Below are 17,192 nucleotides of genomic sequence, written 5' to 3'. Positions count from 1 at the left end.
AGGAGAACAAATGAAATTAAAATTCAAATATGGAAATAAAGAAATAGAATTTAGTCTAGTTAGGAAGAAAAGAAAAACTATTTGCATCAAGCTTGAAGACAGTGGAGAAGTTATTGTAAGTGCACCATTAAGAACTAGTAAAGAATATATTTTATTAGTAGTAAAAAATAAGGCATTGTGGATTTTGGAAAAGCAAAAGGAAATACAACAAAGGACATCGAGAAAAGTTAAAAGAGATTTTGCTACGGGAAGTACTTTTATGTATTTAGGAGAAGAGTATCCATGTAAAATAATATCTAATGAAAAGAATAAAAAAATAACTATAGATTTAGTAGTAGAACAAAGTTATGAAGAGTTAATTTTAAATAATGAATATACAAATATAAATAACATTGAGATGTTAGGTAATAAACTTGAAAAAACTATTTCTAGTAATAAAATATTTATAATAAATACCAATACAATGGATAACGAGAAAATAAAAATGGCGCTAGAAAAATGGTATAGAGCAGAAACATTAAAAATCGTACAAAAAAGAATAGATTTTTATGCAGTTAATTTTAAAGATAGTGTTACAGAAATAAGAGTAAAAGAGCAGAAAAGAAGATGGGCAAGCTGCACAGGGAAAAATGCAATTTTATTCAATTGGAGATGCAGTATGGCAAGAGCTGATGTATTAGATTATATAGTTATACATGAGATGTGTCATATGGACCATAGAAATCACTCAAAGTACTTTTGGAATAGAGTATCAGAAATAATGCCGGATTATAAAGAAAAACATGAATGGCTCAGAAAAAATGGAATAAATTTATATATTTAGAGGTAGCAATAGCTACCTCATTTTCTTGAATTAATAAAGCAAAGCTATAACATTAAGTCGTTAATAATCTAAGTTGTGATTTCTTTTGACTTAGTTGCTATTTCTTCAGAATTATAATCAATATATAAATTATATGCTAAGCCTGCAATAACAAGCAATCCACCGACTATTTTAGTTAAAGGAATTGTTTGATCAATTAGACAGTCTATAACTATTCCAGCAAAAAGTTGTCCGATAAAAATAATTAAAGTAGCATAGAAAGACGACATTTTGGGAGTTATAACACTAGATAAAATAACAATTATTACTCCTAATAATCCTCCTAAATAAGCATAAAAAGGTATTGTATTAAATTGGTTAGTTGACAATTTATCTCTTAAAAAAACTATTAAAATTAAAGAAGCTGATAAACCAGTTAAATAATTAAAGAAACTTGATTGCATTAATCCTATCTTTTCAGAAAGCTTAGTATTAAGAATCCTTGAAGTTACAACTATAGAACCTGATAGAATTGAAATTAATATATAGAACATATATTATAAAACCTCCTTTTTAAATAAATGTCATTATATAAATACCTATAGTAATAATTAATAACCCTATAAACTTTTTCTTGTTAAATATTACTTTTGGCATTCCTAAAAAGCCATAGGAATCGAAAGCTAATGAAGTTAAAAGCTGTCCTAAAAGTCCTAATGCTACAGGGAGTGAAACTCCAAGAGCTGTGTAGCTTAAGTTATTAATCATAACAGTAAAAACACTGATGGCTCCGGCACTATATAGGTATAGTGGAATATTATTTTTAAAAGATATTTTGAGTTTTTTGTAAAATAATATTCCAATCATAACTATAAAACCAGTAATATGAATTATAACTAAAGAATAATAATTTCCGAGATTATCTGATAATGTTCCATTAAAAGCTATCATTATAGCAATAAGAACTCCTATAAAAAATGATAAAAAATTATACATATGTGTCTCCTTATAAATAATTAATAATTGCAATTTAAGTATGCATAGTTACTAATAGGCAATTTAACCTAAATAATATTTCTGAACAAAACTTAAGAGTTGCTCTTTATATTTTAAGTTATTATAATTAAATACTAATAGGACAAATGTCATATTTACAGTTCTATTTATATAAATTGTTTAGGAGAAGAAATATTGATTAAAGTAGAAGATTATAAAAAGCTTGAAAACTATATAAAAAAGTATGAATTAAACAACATATTTTCTGATGACGTAAGAGATTATATGTCACTATATATGTTTAATAAAAATGATTATATATGCAGAGAAAACGAACATTTAGAGAATATGTTTTTCTTAGTTAAAGGAAAAGCAAAAGTTTCAAAGCATTTGGAAAATGGAAGATCGCTACTAATTTCTTTTTATAGTCCTCTTACTATTATAGGAGATGTTGAGTTTGTAAGAAATAATAAAACTGATTGTAGTGTTCAAACCATAAAAGATACTTATTGTATAGGTATCAAATTTGAGGTAGTGAGGAAACATCTAACTAAGGATTGTAAATTTTTATTAAAAATATGTGATTATTTAGGTGAAAAACTTAGAAATGGAAGTAATAATAGCTCAATAAATTTACTATATCCCCTTGAAAATAGACTTGCAAGTTATATAGTTGCATCCACAAATATCGAAAATGAAGATAATGAGGTTAAAAGATTCAAGTTTAAAGAAAATTATAGTGAGATTGCTGAATTGTTAGGAACAAGTTATAGGCATTTAAATAGAACATTAAATAAATTTTGTTTAGATGGAATTTTAGAGAAACATGGTAGAGAATATATAATAGAAGATTTACAAAGATTACTTTATTTAGCAGGAGAACTATATAAATAAAATAATCTTTCATCTTCCTCAATATAAAAAAGCTTTGGTTTAAACACTAAAGCTTTTTTGTGTAGTGACAAATTATCTATGAGTATAAACCGTTAAATTAATATCTATTTTATACATAAAAAGACTTATAAATATATAAAATATAATCATATAAGCAAAAATTTTTATAAAATATATTATTTTCTAACAATTTATTTTATAAGAAACATGTTATAAGGATAAGCAAGTAATTAATTCTTGGAGGTATCCTGAAATGAATTTTATAATTTACTTCTTATATCAATTTATATTTTGGTATCCACTTGTTATGAGTATGTGCTGGATAATTGGTGGCATACTATTTTACTTTAGAAGAGAAAAGAAAGAAGAAAAAGATCTAAAAGAGCATCCTCTAGTTTCAATTTTAATTCCATGTTATAACGAAGAAAAAACAATAGAGGAAACAATTGAAAAATTAGATAAATTAAATTATGAGCACTATGAATTAATAGCTATCAATGATGGCAGCAAAGATAGAACTGATGTGATTTTAGATAGTCTTGCAGATAAATATGAAAAGTTAAGAATAATTCAACTTAGGACAAATAGTGGAAAAGCCAATGCATTGTATTTAGGACTCATAGCATCTAAAGGTGAGTATATTGTGGGATTAGATGCGGATGCTTATTTAGATAGAGATGCATTAAATTACATGATTCCGCACTTCATTGCTCCAAATCATGGGGAGAGAGTAGGGGCTGTAACTGGAAATCCAAGAGTAAGAAATAGAAGTTCTCTTTTAGCTAAAATTCAGTTATGCGAGTTCTCAAGCATAATAAGTTTAATAAAACGGACACAAAGATTATTAGGTAAAGTAATGACGGTTTCAGGAGTTGTTGTTGCATTCAGGAAAAGGGCTTTAATTGATTGTGGATTATGGGATAGAGATTTAATTACAGAAGATATTGGAGTTACTTGGAAATTGCAAAAAAGGTTTTGGGATGTACGATATGAACCTAAGGCTCTTTGCTATATGTTAGTCCCTGAAACATTATCAGGATTATGGAAACAAAGGGTAAGATGGGCACAAGGCGGAATGGAAGTGATACTAAGACATTATGATATTCTCTTTAGCAAAAAATATAGAAGATTATTTCCAATATTTTTTGAACAAATTTTCAGTATATTATGGGCAATTATATGGACAATATTTTTTACAATAACTATAATACAATCGATTCAGGGACAAAAATCGTTTTTAGATTTTTTTTGGCAGGGTCAGTATTTAGCGTTACTATGCTTACTACAATTTTTAGTGGCAATGTTATTGGATAAAAGATACGATGAGAATTTAATGAAATATTATTTGTGGGCTATATGGTATCCGATATTTTATTGGTATATAAACGCATTTATAGTAATAAGAGCCTTGATAAAAATATTAACGAAGAAGAAGAATTTGAAATTTGCTACGTGGGATAGTCCGGACAGGGGGCTATAATAATGGCTCATGATGATTTAGATGAAAATATTATTGATGGAAAGCAAAAAAAGAAATTTAAAATTATTGAATGGTTTTTTTCTGTATTTGGATGGAGTTTGATGCTAGGATATTTAATTCAGATAATAGTGTCATTAGTTGTTTGGGGGTTTAGTTTAACTAACTTTTACGATAAGCTTTTTATGATTGGCAATTTAGAAAATACCATAAGAATAATATTAGCGACAATTTTAATATCACTAATATTATTTATAGTAATGTATGGATGGGGAAAATATAATTTTAATAGATTTGCACATTTAAGAAGAAGAAAATTTCCAGAGGATATTAAACCAGAAGAGTTGGCTAAATATTTTAACTTATCAGTTGAGGAAATAGAAAAAATGCAAAATGATAAAAAAATCGAATTAGAAAAAACAATAATTTAAATAGTGCAACATTGTACAAAAAATATTTTCATTTTTAGCATGGAATGTATTTATAACTATAAATACATTCCATAATGGAGATAGGTATATATAAATTTATTTAAAACTAGATTTCATTTTTTCAGTTTTTATTTAATATAAAGAAAAATTGAATTTATATTTCAACAATTCGTCTGTTTATTTTAAAGCCAATAGTCTGTTCTATTTCATCCAAATCTCTCATGTTTTTAGGATCTACAAACATGCAAGTATATCCTTTTTCACCAGCCCTTCCTGTTCTGCCAATACGGTGAATATAGCTTTCAACATTTTCAGGAATATCATAATTATAGATATGAGTAATTCCGCTGATGTCTAAGCCTCTTGCAGCTACATCTGTAGCAATTAAATATTGTATATCTGCATTCCTAAAGGACTTCATTATTCGTTCTCTTTTGTTTTGAGGAATATCACTATGTAACTTCACGCAGTTGTATTTACGTGTATGTAAAATTACTTCAAGTTCATCGACTCTTCTCTTAGTCCTGCAAAATATAATAGCCATGAATGGGTTATCTTCATCTAGCACTTTACATAAAGCATCTCTCTTGTTTCTATCAGTTGTTTCAACAACATCCTGCTTAATAGCATTTAAAGTTACCTCCTCTTTTTTGATGGAAACTATGGCTGGATCGTTCATATATCTATATGCTAATTTTTTTACAGCTGAATCCATAGTAGCAGAGAAACATAGCATTTGTTTCTTTTTAGGCATTTGTTTTATAATTGCTTCAACTTCATTTTTAAATCCCATAAATAACATTTGATCTGCTTCATCTAAAATAAAGGTTTTAAGTTTACTTAAGTTTATAGATTTTCTTTCTAAATGATCCAATAGTCTTCCGGGGGTGGCGATAATTAAATGAATGTTGTTATTTAGTTTTTTTAATTGAGATCCTATATCTTTTCCACCATATGTAGCTAATATATTTATATCTTTTACTTCTTTTAATTTGTTAGCCTCATTAGTTATTTGAAGAGCTAATTCTCTTGTTGGTGTGAGTATAAGAGCTTGAACTTCATCAGATTTTGGATTTATTGTTTCAAAAAGTGGAATAAGAAAAGCAAGCGTTTTACCGGTTCCAGTTGCTGCTTCAGCAATAATATCTTTTCCTTGATTTATAATAGGAATACTTTGTTCCTGAATTGGAGTAGGGATACTAATTCCAGAATTGTTTAATATATTTACTAAATCGTCACTAAGACCTAATTGTTTAAAATTCATTTTTTTCATACCTTTCATAAATAATGTATTATTTATTAATTTAATTATTTGAGTTTTTGTTAAGCACTATTCTATATAATATATTTATTGATAAATAAAAGTCAATGAAATAGAAAAAATAGGTTTACAAAATAATATATTATGATAAATTATAGATAAGAAGGAATACATAGAAAAAACATAGGATTACATAAGAAAGCCTATGTATTAGAACTAAAAATATTAATAGAAAATTTTGTATTAAAACAGTTATTAGTAGTTGATTTTCTAAAAATGTCTTAATATAATTAAATATAGCAGGAAAGGTAAGAAATGGTGATTTTATGAAGATTTCAACAAAAGGTAGATATGGTTTAAGAGCATTAATAGATATATGTATATTTTCGTCTTCTGATATGGTTACAGTGAAAAGTATTTCTGAAAGACAAGGGATTTCAGAAAGATACTTAGAGCAAATTTTTTCATCCCTAAGAAAGGGAGGAATAATTAATGCGAAGAAGGGGGCACAAGGAGGATATTTTTTAGCTAAAAGCCCTAGGGAGTTTACTATTGGAGATATTTTAAGTGTTTTAGAAGGAGACTTGCTTTTAATAGATATAGAAAATGATGAAAATGAAATAGAAAATTTTATGAGTGAAAATTTATGGAATGTAATAAATAATAAAATTAGTAACTTTTTTCATTCAATAACTTTAGAAGATCTTGTTAACGATTATAAAAAGTATAATAAAGAAGATATGTATTATATATAGCTGATTAAAAATATTTTAATCAAAAAGGTATTATAAAATAATTATAATACCTTTAAAAGAAATTATTAATATGTGTAAATGCCTACATTAATTTGTAGGCTATTTTATTTCAATACTTTTTAACTTGTTCCTAATTTCGTACATTTCAGTTTCAAGGCTATCGATTTTTTGATCTAACATTTGTATAGTTCTACTATCAGTAACTTTTGATTTTTCATCTAAATATCTATCTATATCAGCCATAACTCCTAATAGTTTTTTAAATAAATCATATGCAGTTGTCATATTATCAAATCCTTTCAAAATAATAATATAAGTTTAAATAATATCTGGATAATAATTTAATTTATTCAAGAAAAGAAATAAGGTTCCACTAATTATAAAGATATTATAATTGATTAATATAAATGAATTCAATCATAATAAAGTGGATTAAAGATATTTATAATTATCTACAAAAATTGAAATTGTAAAAAAAGTATTTGCAATATAGAAAATAATGTGTTATATTGATTACAATAAATTAAAGCCGTTGATAAGAATAGTAGATAATAAAGCTTAGTGTAAAGAGAGTTCGATGTTTGGTGAGATTCGAATGCTGTAGGTATTGTTGAATGGGTCTTTGAGGTGACATCTTGAAATATATATTATAGTAGGGATGTACGGGGAGTCAGCCGTTAAAATGACAGGATATAAATTATGAGTATTTCTGAAATCTTCAATGTATTTGATTAAATTAATAGTATTTTAGTTTTTTTGAATATAAGTATTGTGCATTAACTCATATAAGTATCTGATAATATATATTACAATAGGTGGTATAACGGAATTATAGAATTTCGTCCTGATTAGGATGGGATTTTTTTGTTTTTAATTAAATAAAGTATTGAATATTGATTATTTTTTGCTGGTTGTAAATATAGAATTCAATTAAGTAAAATATTTATCATAAGCAGTACTGTAATTTAAAATGAAACTGTAATTATATCTATCACTTATTTAATGTTTAAGTTTGGGTGGCATAGCGAGTCACTTCGTCCCAAAAATTAGGACGAAGTGGCTCTTTTTTATTTAGAAAATTAAAGGATCTTCGGGGGGGAAGAATTATGATTAATATTTCAAAAGATAGTTTTTATGAAAAAAAGAAATCGGAATATGTATTTTCTTTGATAAGTGAATTCAGAGGCGATGAAATTACTCCTATAAAAATTTTTGATGGATTCAAAGGAAGTAGAAGATTCATATTTGAAAGTGGAACTAAAGAAAATTACTTTGGAAGATATTCATTTATGGGAGAAAATCCTTATAAGGAAATTTGTGGCGATGGACAAGAAGAAATAAATCAACTCAAGAAAGAATGCAGAATTAAATTTGATAAGAGTACCAATACGTTTTCTTTTAAAGGTGGAGCAATTGGATATATGGGATATGATTCTATACAATTATATGAAAAAAAGCTTGATTTTAATAATGAAGATGAATTAAAAGCTCCAATAATAAGATTTAATTTTTATAACAGATATATTTGTTATGATCATTTTACCCATAAAGTCTATATTATAGACAACATCCTAAAAAACGATATTAGAGAATACGATGAAATAATTAAAACACAATATGAATATATAAATAGTTTGCTTTATAAACCAACTTTAACAGAACCATCAGAAGAGAAGAAAGATATTTCTTTTAAGTTTCATACAACCAAAGAAAATTTTGAAGAAAAAGTAAGAAAAGCTAAAGAACATATATTAGCAGGAGATATTTTTCAAGTTGTATTGTCACAGAGGATGACTTGTGAAACTGAAAAAACTCATCTTGAAATATATAGAAAGCTTAGAGAAGGGAATCCTTCACCTTATATGTATCTAATAGACTATGATAGCTATCAAGTAATAGGATCATCTCCAGAAAGTTTGGTATCAGTGAGAGAGGGAAAAGTTATTACAAATCCTATAGCAGGAACAAGAAAAAGAGGTGAAACGCCAGAGATTGATAATGCTCTTGAAAAAGAACTTATGGAAGATAAGAAGGAACTAGCAGAACATGTAATGCTTGTTGACCTGGGCAGAAATGATATAGGGAAAGTGAGTAAAATAGGAACAGTTAATGTAAGTGAGTTTATGAAAATTGAGAGATTTTCACATGTTATGCATATTACGACTAAGGTAGTTGGAGATATAAAAGATGATTTAGATGGATTCGATGCATTAGCAGCTTGTCTTCCAGCGGGAACTGTATCTGGTGCTCCTAAAATAAGAGCGATGGAGATTATAGAAGATCTTGAAGATTTTAAAAGAGGAATTTATTCAGGAGCAGTTGGATATTTTTCTTATGGTGGAAATATGGACACAGCAATTGCTATTAGAACAATGATATTAAAAGATAAAACGGCGTATCTTCAAGCAGGTGCTGGAATAGTATATGACTCAATACCGGAAAAAGAATTTGAAGAAGTTCAAAATAAACTAATGGTTTTAAAGGAGGCTTTAAGATGATAGCGTTAATAGATAACTATGATTCATTCACATTTAATTTATATCAATATTTAAGTGAATTTGCAGAAACCAAAGTTTTTAGAAATGATGAGATAACTGTAGAAGGGCTTAGAGAACTAAATCCAAAAGGAATAGTGATTTCACCAGGACCAGGGGTTCCTGAAGATGCAGGAATTTCTATAGAGTTGATAAAAAAGCTAGGGAATATAATACCTATTTTGGGTATTTGCCTTGGCCATCAAAGTATTGCAGCAGCATACGGTGGAAGAGTAATTAGAGCTAATGAAGTTTTCCACGGCAAAACTTCAAGAATCCAAGTTAAAGGTAAAGATATATTTGAAGGAATTCCAAGAAAGTTAGATGTTATGAGATATCATTCACTTATAGTCGAAAATAGTTCACTTCCAAGTTGTCTCGATGTTTTAGCATTAACTGTTGATAGTAATGACATTATGGCAATTAAACATAAAGAATACAATGTTTTTGGACTTCAATTTCATCCAGAGTCAATATATACACCTAAAGGCAAGCATATGATTGGAAATTTTGTGATTAACATTTGTGAAGATAAATTAGAAGACTAATTAAAAAGTAATTAAAGTAAATAGGATTATAAATACAGAGGCTATAAAAATAAGCAATATTATATATTTTAAGGGGGCATTAAAATGGTTATAAATGATGCAATTAAGAAATTAGCTTCGAGAGAAGAATTAAATGAAGATGAAGTAAGAGGCGTGATTAATCAAATCATGAAGGGGGAAGCAACTTCTGCTCAAATTGGAGGTTTTTTAATTGGGCTTAGAGCAAATGGGGAAACTCCAGATCATATTTTAGGAGCGGTTAAAGCTCTTAGGGATAATGGAGTAAAAGTTGAAATAGAAAATACTGAACATCTAATTGATACTTGTGGTACAGGAGGAGATGGATCGAAGACTTTTAATATTTCTACTGCAGTTGCAATAATTGCAGCAAGTGGCGGTGCTAAGGTTGCAAAACATGGAAATCGTGCGGTTTCTAGTAAAAGCGGCTGCGCAGATGCTTTAGTTGAGCTAGGAATAAATATTGACTTTGATGAAATTCAAAGCAAAAAAATTATTGAAGAAAATGGAATGGCATTTTTATTTGCACCAAAGTACAATGGTGCAATGAAAAACGTTGCAAAGGAAAGGAAGGAGCTAGGGACAAGAACAATTTTTAATTTGTTAGGACCGCTCGCAAATCCAGCACCAATTAGTGGACAACTTATGGGGGTATATGATGGGGCTTTAATAGAGACTGTTGGAGAAGTTCTTTTAAATCTTGGATTAAAGAGAGCTATGGTTGTTCATGGTGATGATGGATTAGATGAAATTACTACTACTACATTAACAAGTGTGTGTGAAGTGAGAGATGGAGAAATTATAACTTACAAACTTGATCCGGTTAAGCTTGGGTTTAATAAGGCTACCTTAGACGATATAAAGGGTGGAGAAGCAAAAGAGAACGCAGAAATAATAATAAAAATACTAAAAGGAGAAAAAGGACCTCAAAGAGATATAGTTGTTTTGAATTCAGGTGCTGCACTATATGTAGCAAATTTGGCTGATTCCCTAGAGGAAGGAATTGAAAAAGCAGCAGAGCTCATTGATTCTGGAGCAGCCTATAAAAAGTACGAGGAACTTTCTAGTTTGTAAATGAAAGTTCAAATTATAATAAAGAGGTGATAATTTTGATTTTAGATGATATTGTTGAAATGAAAAAAATTAGAGTAGCAGAAAGAAAAAAAGAAATTCCAATAAAAGAGTTAGAAAAGCAGGCATTAAGCAAAGTAAATGATGAAAAAGAGTCGAATGTCACAAATCCGTTCTTGACGGCATTAAAAAAAGAAGGATTATCTGTAATAGGTGAATTTAAGAAGGCATCTCCATCTAAAGGAGTAATTGTAGAAGAATTTAATATAAAGGAAATATTAAATTATTACACTTATCTCGGAATAGATGTATTTTCAATTTTAACTGAGGAAGATTTCTTTTTGGGGTGTGATGAATACTTGAAAGAAATTAGAAAAATTTCATACATTCCAATACTACGTAAAGATTTTATAATCGATTTTTATCAAATTTATGAAGCGAAAGTTTTGGGAGCTAACGGTATTTTACTTATTGCTAGTGTATTAGGTGAAAATTTAGGAAAATTTTATAAGGAGGCAAAAAGATTTAATTTAGAACCCTTAGTAGAAGTTCATAATAAAGAGGAGCTAGATTTAGCACTTAAATATGATTGTGAAATTATTGGGATTAACAATAGGGATTTAAAAACGTTTCATGTTTCATTAGATACTACTAAAGAATTAATTCAGTATATTCCGAAAGAAAAGATAATTATAGCTGAAAGCGGGATAATGAGTATTGAGGATTTAGATAGGATTAAAAAATATGGAGCAGATGGGGTGCTGATTGGAGAATTGTTTATGAGAAACATAGATAATTCAGAATTTAAAACTAAATATAAAGAGTTTAGAAGTAATAAGTAATTTGTTAAATCTAAAAATTATTAGATTATGCGAGGATTTAATATGATTCAAGTTAAAATTTGTGGGATAACTAACAAAAATGAGATTGAATATTTAAATATATTAAAGCCAGAATATATAGGATTTGTATTTACAAAAAGTAAACGACAAGTGACTAGTAGAGAGGCTAAAGAATTGTGTGATAATTTAAGCAATGGAATTAAAACGGTTGGGGTGTTTAAAGATAATACAATGGAAGAGATTTTAGATGTTCTTAATGATATTCCTTTAAATGCAGTTCAACTTCATGGAAATGAAGATGAGGTATTCATTGCCAAATTAAAGAAAAATATAGATGTAGAAACAAATATATGGAAGGCGCTTTCAATAAGTGATGTTGATAATATAAAGCGGTTTATAAAATTTAAAGATATTAAATTAATAGATAATGTCCTTATTGACGGTGATAATCCAGGGAGTGGTGAAATATATTCACTAGATAGCATTGGAAGATTGTTTGATGAAAACTGCAATGTAGAACAAGAAATTAACTATATTAATAGAAAATATAACTTCTTTTTGGCAGGAGGAATAACACCAGAAAATGTTGTAGAAAGAGTTAGTAATGCAAATTCTATAGGTGTTGATGTTTCATCAGGTGTAGAATGTATGGATGAAAAAGGAATTAGAACAAAGTCATTTGAAAAAATGAAGAAATTGATTGATAACGTTAGAAAAATTAAAAGTATATAAGTAAACTTACTCTTATTAAGGAAGGTTGGGAAAAATAATGAATGGAAGATTCAACGAATTTGGGGGACAATATGTTCCTGAAACTGTAATGAATGCTTTAATTGAGCTTGAGGATGCGTATGAAAAATTTAAAGATGATAAAGAGTTTATTGAAGAGTATATGTACTACTTAAAATATTATACAGGAAGACCAAGTCCACTTTATTATGCAGAGAACATGACAAAGGACTTAGGTGGTGCAAAAATTTATTTGAAAAGAGAAGATTTAAACCACACTGGAGCTCACAAGATTAATAATGCGCTGGGGCAAGTGCTTTTAGCTAAAAGAATGGGTAAAAAGAAAGTAATAGCAGAAACAGGAGCAGGACAACATGGAGTTGCAACGGCTACTGTAGCAGCTAAGTTTGGAATGGAATGTAAGGTATTTATGGGAGAAGAAGATACAAAAAGGCAAGCTATGAATGTTAAGAAGATGGAGCTACTCGGAGCTGAAGTTGTTCCAGTTCTAAATGGAACAAGAACGTTAAGTGATGCTACAACAGAAGCAATTAAATATTGGGCTGCCAATGTAGAAGATACATTTTACATCATAGGATCGGCTACTGGGCCTCATCCATACCCAACTATGGTTAGAAATTTTCAAAGAGTAATAGGTGATGAGGCAAGAAAGCAAATTATAGAACTTGAAGGAAAACTTCCAGATTATATTCTAGCCCCCGTTGGAGGAGGAAGTAATGCAATAGGAATATTTTATCCATTTATTCAAGATAAAGAAGTTAGTCTTATCGGAGTTGAAGCAGCTGGTAAAGGTGTTGAAACTGAAGCACATGCAGCAACTATTACAAAAGGACAAAAGGGAATTTTACATGGAACGTTAAGTTATGTTCTTCAAAATGAAGATGGAGGAATTCTTGAGGCGTATTCAATATCAGCGGGACTTGATTATCCAGGGGTTGGACCAGAACATGCTTACCTTTCTGAAACTAAGCAAGCCAATTATGTGAGTGTAACAGATGAGGAAGCAGTAAGAGACGGCTTTATGTATTTAACCAAAATTGAAGGAATAGTACCAGCACTGGAATCATCACATGCTGTTGCTTATGCTAAGAAATTAGCACCAACACTAGGCAGTGATAAAATTATAATTGTAAATCTTTCAGGGAGAGGAGATAAAGATATGGATGCAGTGCTAGCATATCTAGGTGAAAAATAATGAATAGAATTGATATATCGTTTAATAAAGTAAAAGAAAATAATAGTAAAGCGCTAATACCTTTTGTAACCTGTGGAGCAGATTTTACAATTGAAGAAACAGCGGATTTAGTTGTAGCTTTAGACCAAGAAGGCGCAACTGTGGTAGAAATTGGAGTACCTTTTAGTGACCCTCTTGCAGATGGTCCTGTAATATTAAATTCATATACTAAGGCTCTTAAAAATGGAATAAAATTAAAAGATGTATTCAGATGTGTGGAGTTAATAAGAGAAAAATCAGAAGTTCCAGTTGTACTTATGGTTTACTTCAATGTTGTGTATTTCAAAGGAATAGAAAATTTCTTGAAAGAAGCAGCAAAATCTGGAGTTGATGGACTTATCGTTCCAGATATACCTCTTGAAGAAAGAGGAGAACTTAATAAAATTTGCGAAGAAAATGGGATTTATTTAATTCCTCTAGTAGCTAGAACATCAAGAGATAGAATTTCAGCAATAACAAAAGATGCAAAAGGATTTGTTTATTGCGTTTCAACAAATGGGACGACAGGTGAAAGAACTTCATTAGATAGTGGAACTCATGAATATTTAGATGAAGTTAGAAAAATTGTGGAAATTCCAATGTGCATAGGCTTTGGAATTTCTTCGAAAGAAGTTGTTAAAGAAGTTAAAGATTACTGCGATGGAGTAATTGTTGGAAGTGCAATAGTTAAGAGAATGGCAGAAAGTAAACAAGCAGTAATAGATTTTATAAAAGATTTAAAGGAAGGATTTAGATCGTAAGCAATATTATAAGTGGATAAGGTTTATAAGAGGGCTTGAATTAATAAATATAAATTGATTTTGGGTGGCAGAGCGAGTCACTTCGTCCTAATATTTCGAGGCGGAGTGGCTCGATTTGTATTATAGGTAACGTAAACAGAAGTTCAAGTTTTGGATAAATTAGTAGAAAGGAAGTTGAGTTTTATGGAATGTGAAACTTTAGAGGAAGTAAGGGAGAATATAGATAGAATTGATAAAAAAATAATTGAATTAATAGCAGAAAGAAGTAAATATGTTGTACAAGCAGCGAATTTTAAGAATACTTCCGAGGAGGTGAAAGCATCACAAAGAGTAGAAGAAATTATAAATAAAGTAAGGATGTTAGCAAAGTTTCATGGTGTAAATTCAGATATGGTTGAAAACATATATAGAGAAATGATTAATTCATTTATAAATTTAGAGTTATCTGAGTGTAAGAAGATTGTAAAATAAGGAGGATTAAATATGTCTTATGAATTATTATCAGTAGTACCTTGGGGAAGAACTTTGAAAGAATATAAGGCAATGTTTAAATTAACTAATGAGGATATCAAAAAAGAAATTGCAAGTTTTGGCGATGGTCCTGCGAGTTTTAATTCAGAAATGAACAAGTTAAAAAATAATGTAACTTCATTTGATCCGATTTATGGATTCACAAAAGAACAAATATTAAATAGGATAATAGAAACAAAAGAAATTGTAATGAAACAAACAGAAGAGAATAAAGAAAATTTCATTTGGACTACAATAAAGAATTTAGAAGAATTAGAAAAGATGAGAATGGAAGCTATGTATAATTTTATTGATGATTTTGAAAAAGGAAAAGTGGAAAAACGCTATATTACTCACGAATTACCGAATAAAACAATTTTCCATGATAAACATTTTGATATAGGGCTAAGCTCACATTTCTTGTTATTATATTCAAATCTTGGACTTGATTTTCATATTAAATCAATAGATGAAATGCTTAGAATATGCAATGAAGTACGTATTTTTCCAATTTTAGATTTAAACGCTGATGAGTCAAGTTTGTTAAAGCCAATTATAGAGAAGTATAATAAAAGCTATGTGGTTGAGATTGAAAAAACAAATTATATATTTCAAAAAGATGGAGATAAGATGTTAACAATAAGGAGAATTCCCTAAATATTTAAGACTACCCCGTTGGATTAATAAAGAATGTTTGGTATAATTTTTTTGGAAACGAGGTGGTTGAAACTATGGCGAAGAAAACTAGTAGAAATACAGATATATTAAAAGACACTAAAAATACAACATCTCCTAAAGTTTATTCATTATTAGTAGAACTTGTGAATGCTGATAGGGAAGATTTAGCAGAAGATGTATTAAAAATAGATTATTTATTAACATACGCTAATAATTGCATAAAGGATAAGGATCGTAGAGAAGCAAAAGATACATTAGTGATTGCCAGAAATAGAATTGATAAGTTAATTGAAAATAATGCAAATGTTGAGTATTTAGTCTATCTTTATGATAAAATTAACTCGAAAATATAATTTATTAGTGAATATTTAAATTATATATGTAAAAAATAAATATTAATGTTATAATAAATTGATTTTCATTAAGTAATTAATGATTAAAATATAAATGTAAAGAGAGAAGAGTAAATGAGATTTGAAAATTTAGAAAAAACTATAAACAAATTAGATAATGATATTGAGGCCTTAAGAAGGGTTAAACAATATTTATCAAATAAAGATGAGATTAATGAAATAAGTGATTTGTTAAATAAGGAAAGACAAGTATATGCGGATGAATTATATATAGGTGATGCTATAGCTTATAGCGAGAGTTTAGAAATAATAAAGCAATTGTTAAATAAAGAATTAGGAAAAGATGAACAAGTTAAATTATTAGAAGATATCAAGGAAACACATGGAAGAAAGTCACCAAATGTCAGTAAAAAAAGTCATGGACTTAATGCTTGGCTTAAGTTTCTTGATATTCAATGTGAGTGGATAGAAAATCCTAATACCGATTGGTCAATATTAATTATAAAAGGATTTATACCAAGGAATAATAATTAAAAATTTTTTTCAAAAGTAAGTAGGTTTTCATATTCATGGAGACTTATTTTTTTGTTATAATTTTGATAATTTTTTAAAAGACAATAAAAAATAAAAATACAGCTAGAGGGGTGTCGTAGTGTATTATATTTTAGGTTATTATACACACCATATGCTTAATTTATTAAATAAAGGAGCAAATTATAAGGTAAAAGCCAAGAAAAGTTATTATTAAACAAAATGTCTGATACCAGTACATCACTGCGTACTATTAATAAGCGTAATAAAGAATCATAATGAAATATAAAAATAATTTAATTTTATAGTATAAATTTAAAGTCATTGGTTATAGTAATAGTGTAAGATGAAATATGTATCTAAAGACAAAGTTATTAAAAACTACTATGATTACAAATCTATCTGAAATTAAGGTGGAAAAGTTTTTGGAAAAATTGTTGACAAGAATAAATATCGATGATATGATGTAATTCGTCGCTGAAAAGAACAGAATTCAATGACTTAAAGCTGAAAGAACATCTAAGAAAAATGCTTAAAAAGTTCTTTGAAAAGGTTGTTGACAAAGTCTGAAAGCGGTGATATACTGAGTAAGCTGTCAGAAACGGCAGAAACTTGTAAAGCCTTGTAACAACAGGCTTGTGAAAGAAAAATTGGTCTTTGAAAATTGAACAGAATATATAAATACATTTAAGTAAACCAGCAATTCTTTATTTGAGTAAGCTAAGATTAAACTTTTTATTGAGAGTTTGATCCTGGCTCAGGACGAA

Annotated in this window: 20 protein-coding genes; 16 read left to right on the top strand and 4 right to left on the bottom strand. The window is 28.5% G+C overall.

Annotation, left to right across the window (positions count from 1 at the left end; all coding sequences use genetic code 11):
• Positions 1–10: 10 nt before the first annotated feature.
• Positions 11–823 carry a M48 family metallopeptidase gene (locus D2A34_RS15945; protein WP_119367299.1) on the top strand — a complete coding sequence of 271 codons (813 nt, stop codon included), beginning with the start codon at positions 11–13 and terminating at the stop codon, positions 821–823.
• Between the two features lie 68 nt (positions 824–891).
• Here D2A34_RS15945 and D2A34_RS15940 read toward each other — a convergent pair whose 3' ends face one another.
• Positions 892–1,356, bottom strand: a complete 465-nt coding sequence (locus D2A34_RS15940; protein ID WP_079439474.1) for a DMT family transporter — start codon at positions 1,354–1,356, stop codon at positions 892–894.
• Positions 1,357–1,375: 19 nt separating this feature from the next.
• A complete protein-coding gene (locus D2A34_RS15935) occupies positions 1,376–1,798 on the bottom strand; it encodes a DMT family transporter (protein WP_119367298.1) in 423 nt (140 codons plus the stop codon).
• A 195-nt stretch (positions 1,799–1,993) separates the two neighbouring features.
• On the opposite strand from D2A34_RS15935, the gene D2A34_RS15930 reads away from it, so the two are divergent.
• The 3 genes from D2A34_RS15930 (at position 1,994) to pgaD (ending at position 4,600) form a co-directional block, all read left to right on the top strand.
• A complete protein-coding gene (locus D2A34_RS15930; protein ID WP_119367297.1) occupies positions 1,994–2,692 on the top strand; it encodes a cyclic nucleotide-binding domain-containing protein in 699 nt (232 codons plus the stop codon).
• 253 nt (positions 2,693–2,945) lie between these two features.
• Complete coding sequence (gene pgaC / locus D2A34_RS15925; RefSeq protein ID WP_119367296.1) at positions 2,946–4,172, top strand: poly-beta-1,6-N-acetyl-D-glucosamine synthase; 1,227 nt, start codon at positions 2,946–2,948, stop codon at positions 4,170–4,172.
• Positions 4,173–4,174: 2 nt separating this feature from the next.
• Positions 4,175–4,600 carry a poly-beta-1,6-N-acetyl-D-glucosamine biosynthesis protein PgaD gene (pgaD, locus tag D2A34_RS15920; RefSeq protein WP_119367295.1) on the top strand — a complete coding sequence of 142 codons (426 nt, stop codon included), beginning with the start codon at positions 4,175–4,177 and terminating at the stop codon, positions 4,598–4,600.
• 154 nt (positions 4,601–4,754) lie between these two features.
• Here pgaD and D2A34_RS15915 read toward each other — a convergent pair whose 3' ends face one another.
• Positions 4,755–5,864 (bottom strand): DEAD/DEAH box helicase, encoded by a 1,110-nt coding sequence (locus tag D2A34_RS15915; RefSeq protein ID WP_079439469.1) that lies wholly within the window; start codon positions 5,862–5,864, stop codon positions 4,755–4,757.
• 323 nt (positions 5,865–6,187) lie between these two features.
• Here D2A34_RS15915 and D2A34_RS15910 point away from each other — a divergent pair, with 323 nt between their 5' ends.
• The gene (locus D2A34_RS15910) at positions 6,188–6,616 is read left to right on the top strand and encodes an RrF2 family transcriptional regulator (RefSeq protein WP_079442493.1); all 429 of its coding nucleotides are present in this window, start codon (positions 6,188–6,190) and stop codon (positions 6,614–6,616) included.
• 99 nt (positions 6,617–6,715) lie between these two features.
• Here the strand turns inward: D2A34_RS15910 and D2A34_RS15905 are convergent, their stop codons facing one another.
• On the bottom strand, positions 6,716–6,919 hold the full coding sequence (locus D2A34_RS15905) for a hypothetical protein (RefSeq protein ID WP_242966200.1): 204 nt from the start codon (positions 6,917–6,919) through the stop codon (positions 6,716–6,718).
• Between the two features lie 803 nt (positions 6,920–7,722).
• Between D2A34_RS15905 and trpE the strand changes: the two genes are divergently transcribed.
• The 11 genes from trpE (at position 7,723) to D2A34_RS15850 (ending at position 16,428) form a co-directional block, all read left to right on the top strand.
• Positions 7,723–9,114, top strand: coding sequence for an anthranilate synthase component I (gene trpE / locus D2A34_RS15900; protein WP_119367294.1), 1,392 nt, complete (start codon positions 7,723–7,725; stop codon positions 9,112–9,114).
• A complete protein-coding gene (locus D2A34_RS15895; protein WP_079442197.1) occupies positions 9,111–9,698 on the top strand; it encodes an anthranilate synthase component II in 588 nt (195 codons plus the stop codon). Before trpE ends, D2A34_RS15895 begins: the two co-directional genes overlap by 4 nt.
• Positions 9,699–9,782: 84 nt before the next feature.
• A complete protein-coding gene (gene trpD / locus D2A34_RS15890) occupies positions 9,783–10,790 on the top strand; it encodes an anthranilate phosphoribosyltransferase (protein ID WP_119367293.1) in 1,008 nt (335 codons plus the stop codon).
• 35 nt (positions 10,791–10,825) lie between these two features.
• Positions 10,826–11,629, top strand: a complete 804-nt coding sequence (gene trpC / locus D2A34_RS15885) for an indole-3-glycerol phosphate synthase TrpC (protein WP_119367292.1) — start codon at positions 10,826–10,828, stop codon at positions 11,627–11,629.
• Positions 11,630–11,671: 42 nt separating this feature from the next.
• Positions 11,672–12,361 (top strand): phosphoribosylanthranilate isomerase, encoded by a 690-nt coding sequence (locus tag D2A34_RS15880; protein ID WP_119367291.1) that lies wholly within the window; start codon positions 11,672–11,674, stop codon positions 12,359–12,361.
• Between the two features lie 37 nt (positions 12,362–12,398).
• A complete protein-coding gene (trpB, locus tag D2A34_RS15875; protein ID WP_119367290.1) occupies positions 12,399–13,574 on the top strand; it encodes a tryptophan synthase subunit beta in 1,176 nt (391 codons plus the stop codon).
• Positions 13,574–14,353, top strand: a complete 780-nt coding sequence (trpA, locus tag D2A34_RS15870) for a tryptophan synthase subunit alpha (protein ID WP_119367289.1) — start codon at positions 13,574–13,576, stop codon at positions 14,351–14,353. Before trpB ends, trpA begins: the two co-directional genes overlap by 1 nt.
• Positions 14,354–14,536: 183 nt before the next feature.
• Positions 14,537–14,824 (top strand): chorismate mutase, encoded by a 288-nt coding sequence (locus D2A34_RS15865; RefSeq protein WP_119367288.1) that lies wholly within the window; start codon positions 14,537–14,539, stop codon positions 14,822–14,824.
• A 12-nt stretch (positions 14,825–14,836) separates the two neighbouring features.
• Positions 14,837–15,520 carry an SAM-dependent methyltransferase gene (locus D2A34_RS15860; RefSeq protein WP_119367287.1) on the top strand — a complete coding sequence of 228 codons (684 nt, stop codon included), beginning with the start codon at positions 14,837–14,839 and terminating at the stop codon, positions 15,518–15,520.
• Positions 15,521–15,594: 74 nt separating this feature from the next.
• Positions 15,595–15,894 carry a hypothetical protein gene (locus D2A34_RS15855; RefSeq protein WP_079442189.1) on the top strand — a complete coding sequence of 100 codons (300 nt, stop codon included), beginning with the start codon at positions 15,595–15,597 and terminating at the stop codon, positions 15,892–15,894.
• Between the two features lie 114 nt (positions 15,895–16,008).
• Complete coding sequence (locus D2A34_RS15850) at positions 16,009–16,428, top strand: hypothetical protein (protein WP_079442188.1); 420 nt, start codon at positions 16,009–16,011, stop codon at positions 16,426–16,428.
• Positions 16,429–17,192: the final 764 nt, after the last annotated feature.

Source organism: Clostridium chromiireducens, assembly GCF_003575225.1.
Classification (GTDB): Bacteria; Bacillota; Clostridia; order Clostridiales; family Clostridiaceae; genus Clostridium; species Clostridium chromiireducens.
The sequence above is the reverse complement of the archived record's forward strand: the minus strand, read 5'-3'. Positions and strand labels throughout refer to the sequence as shown.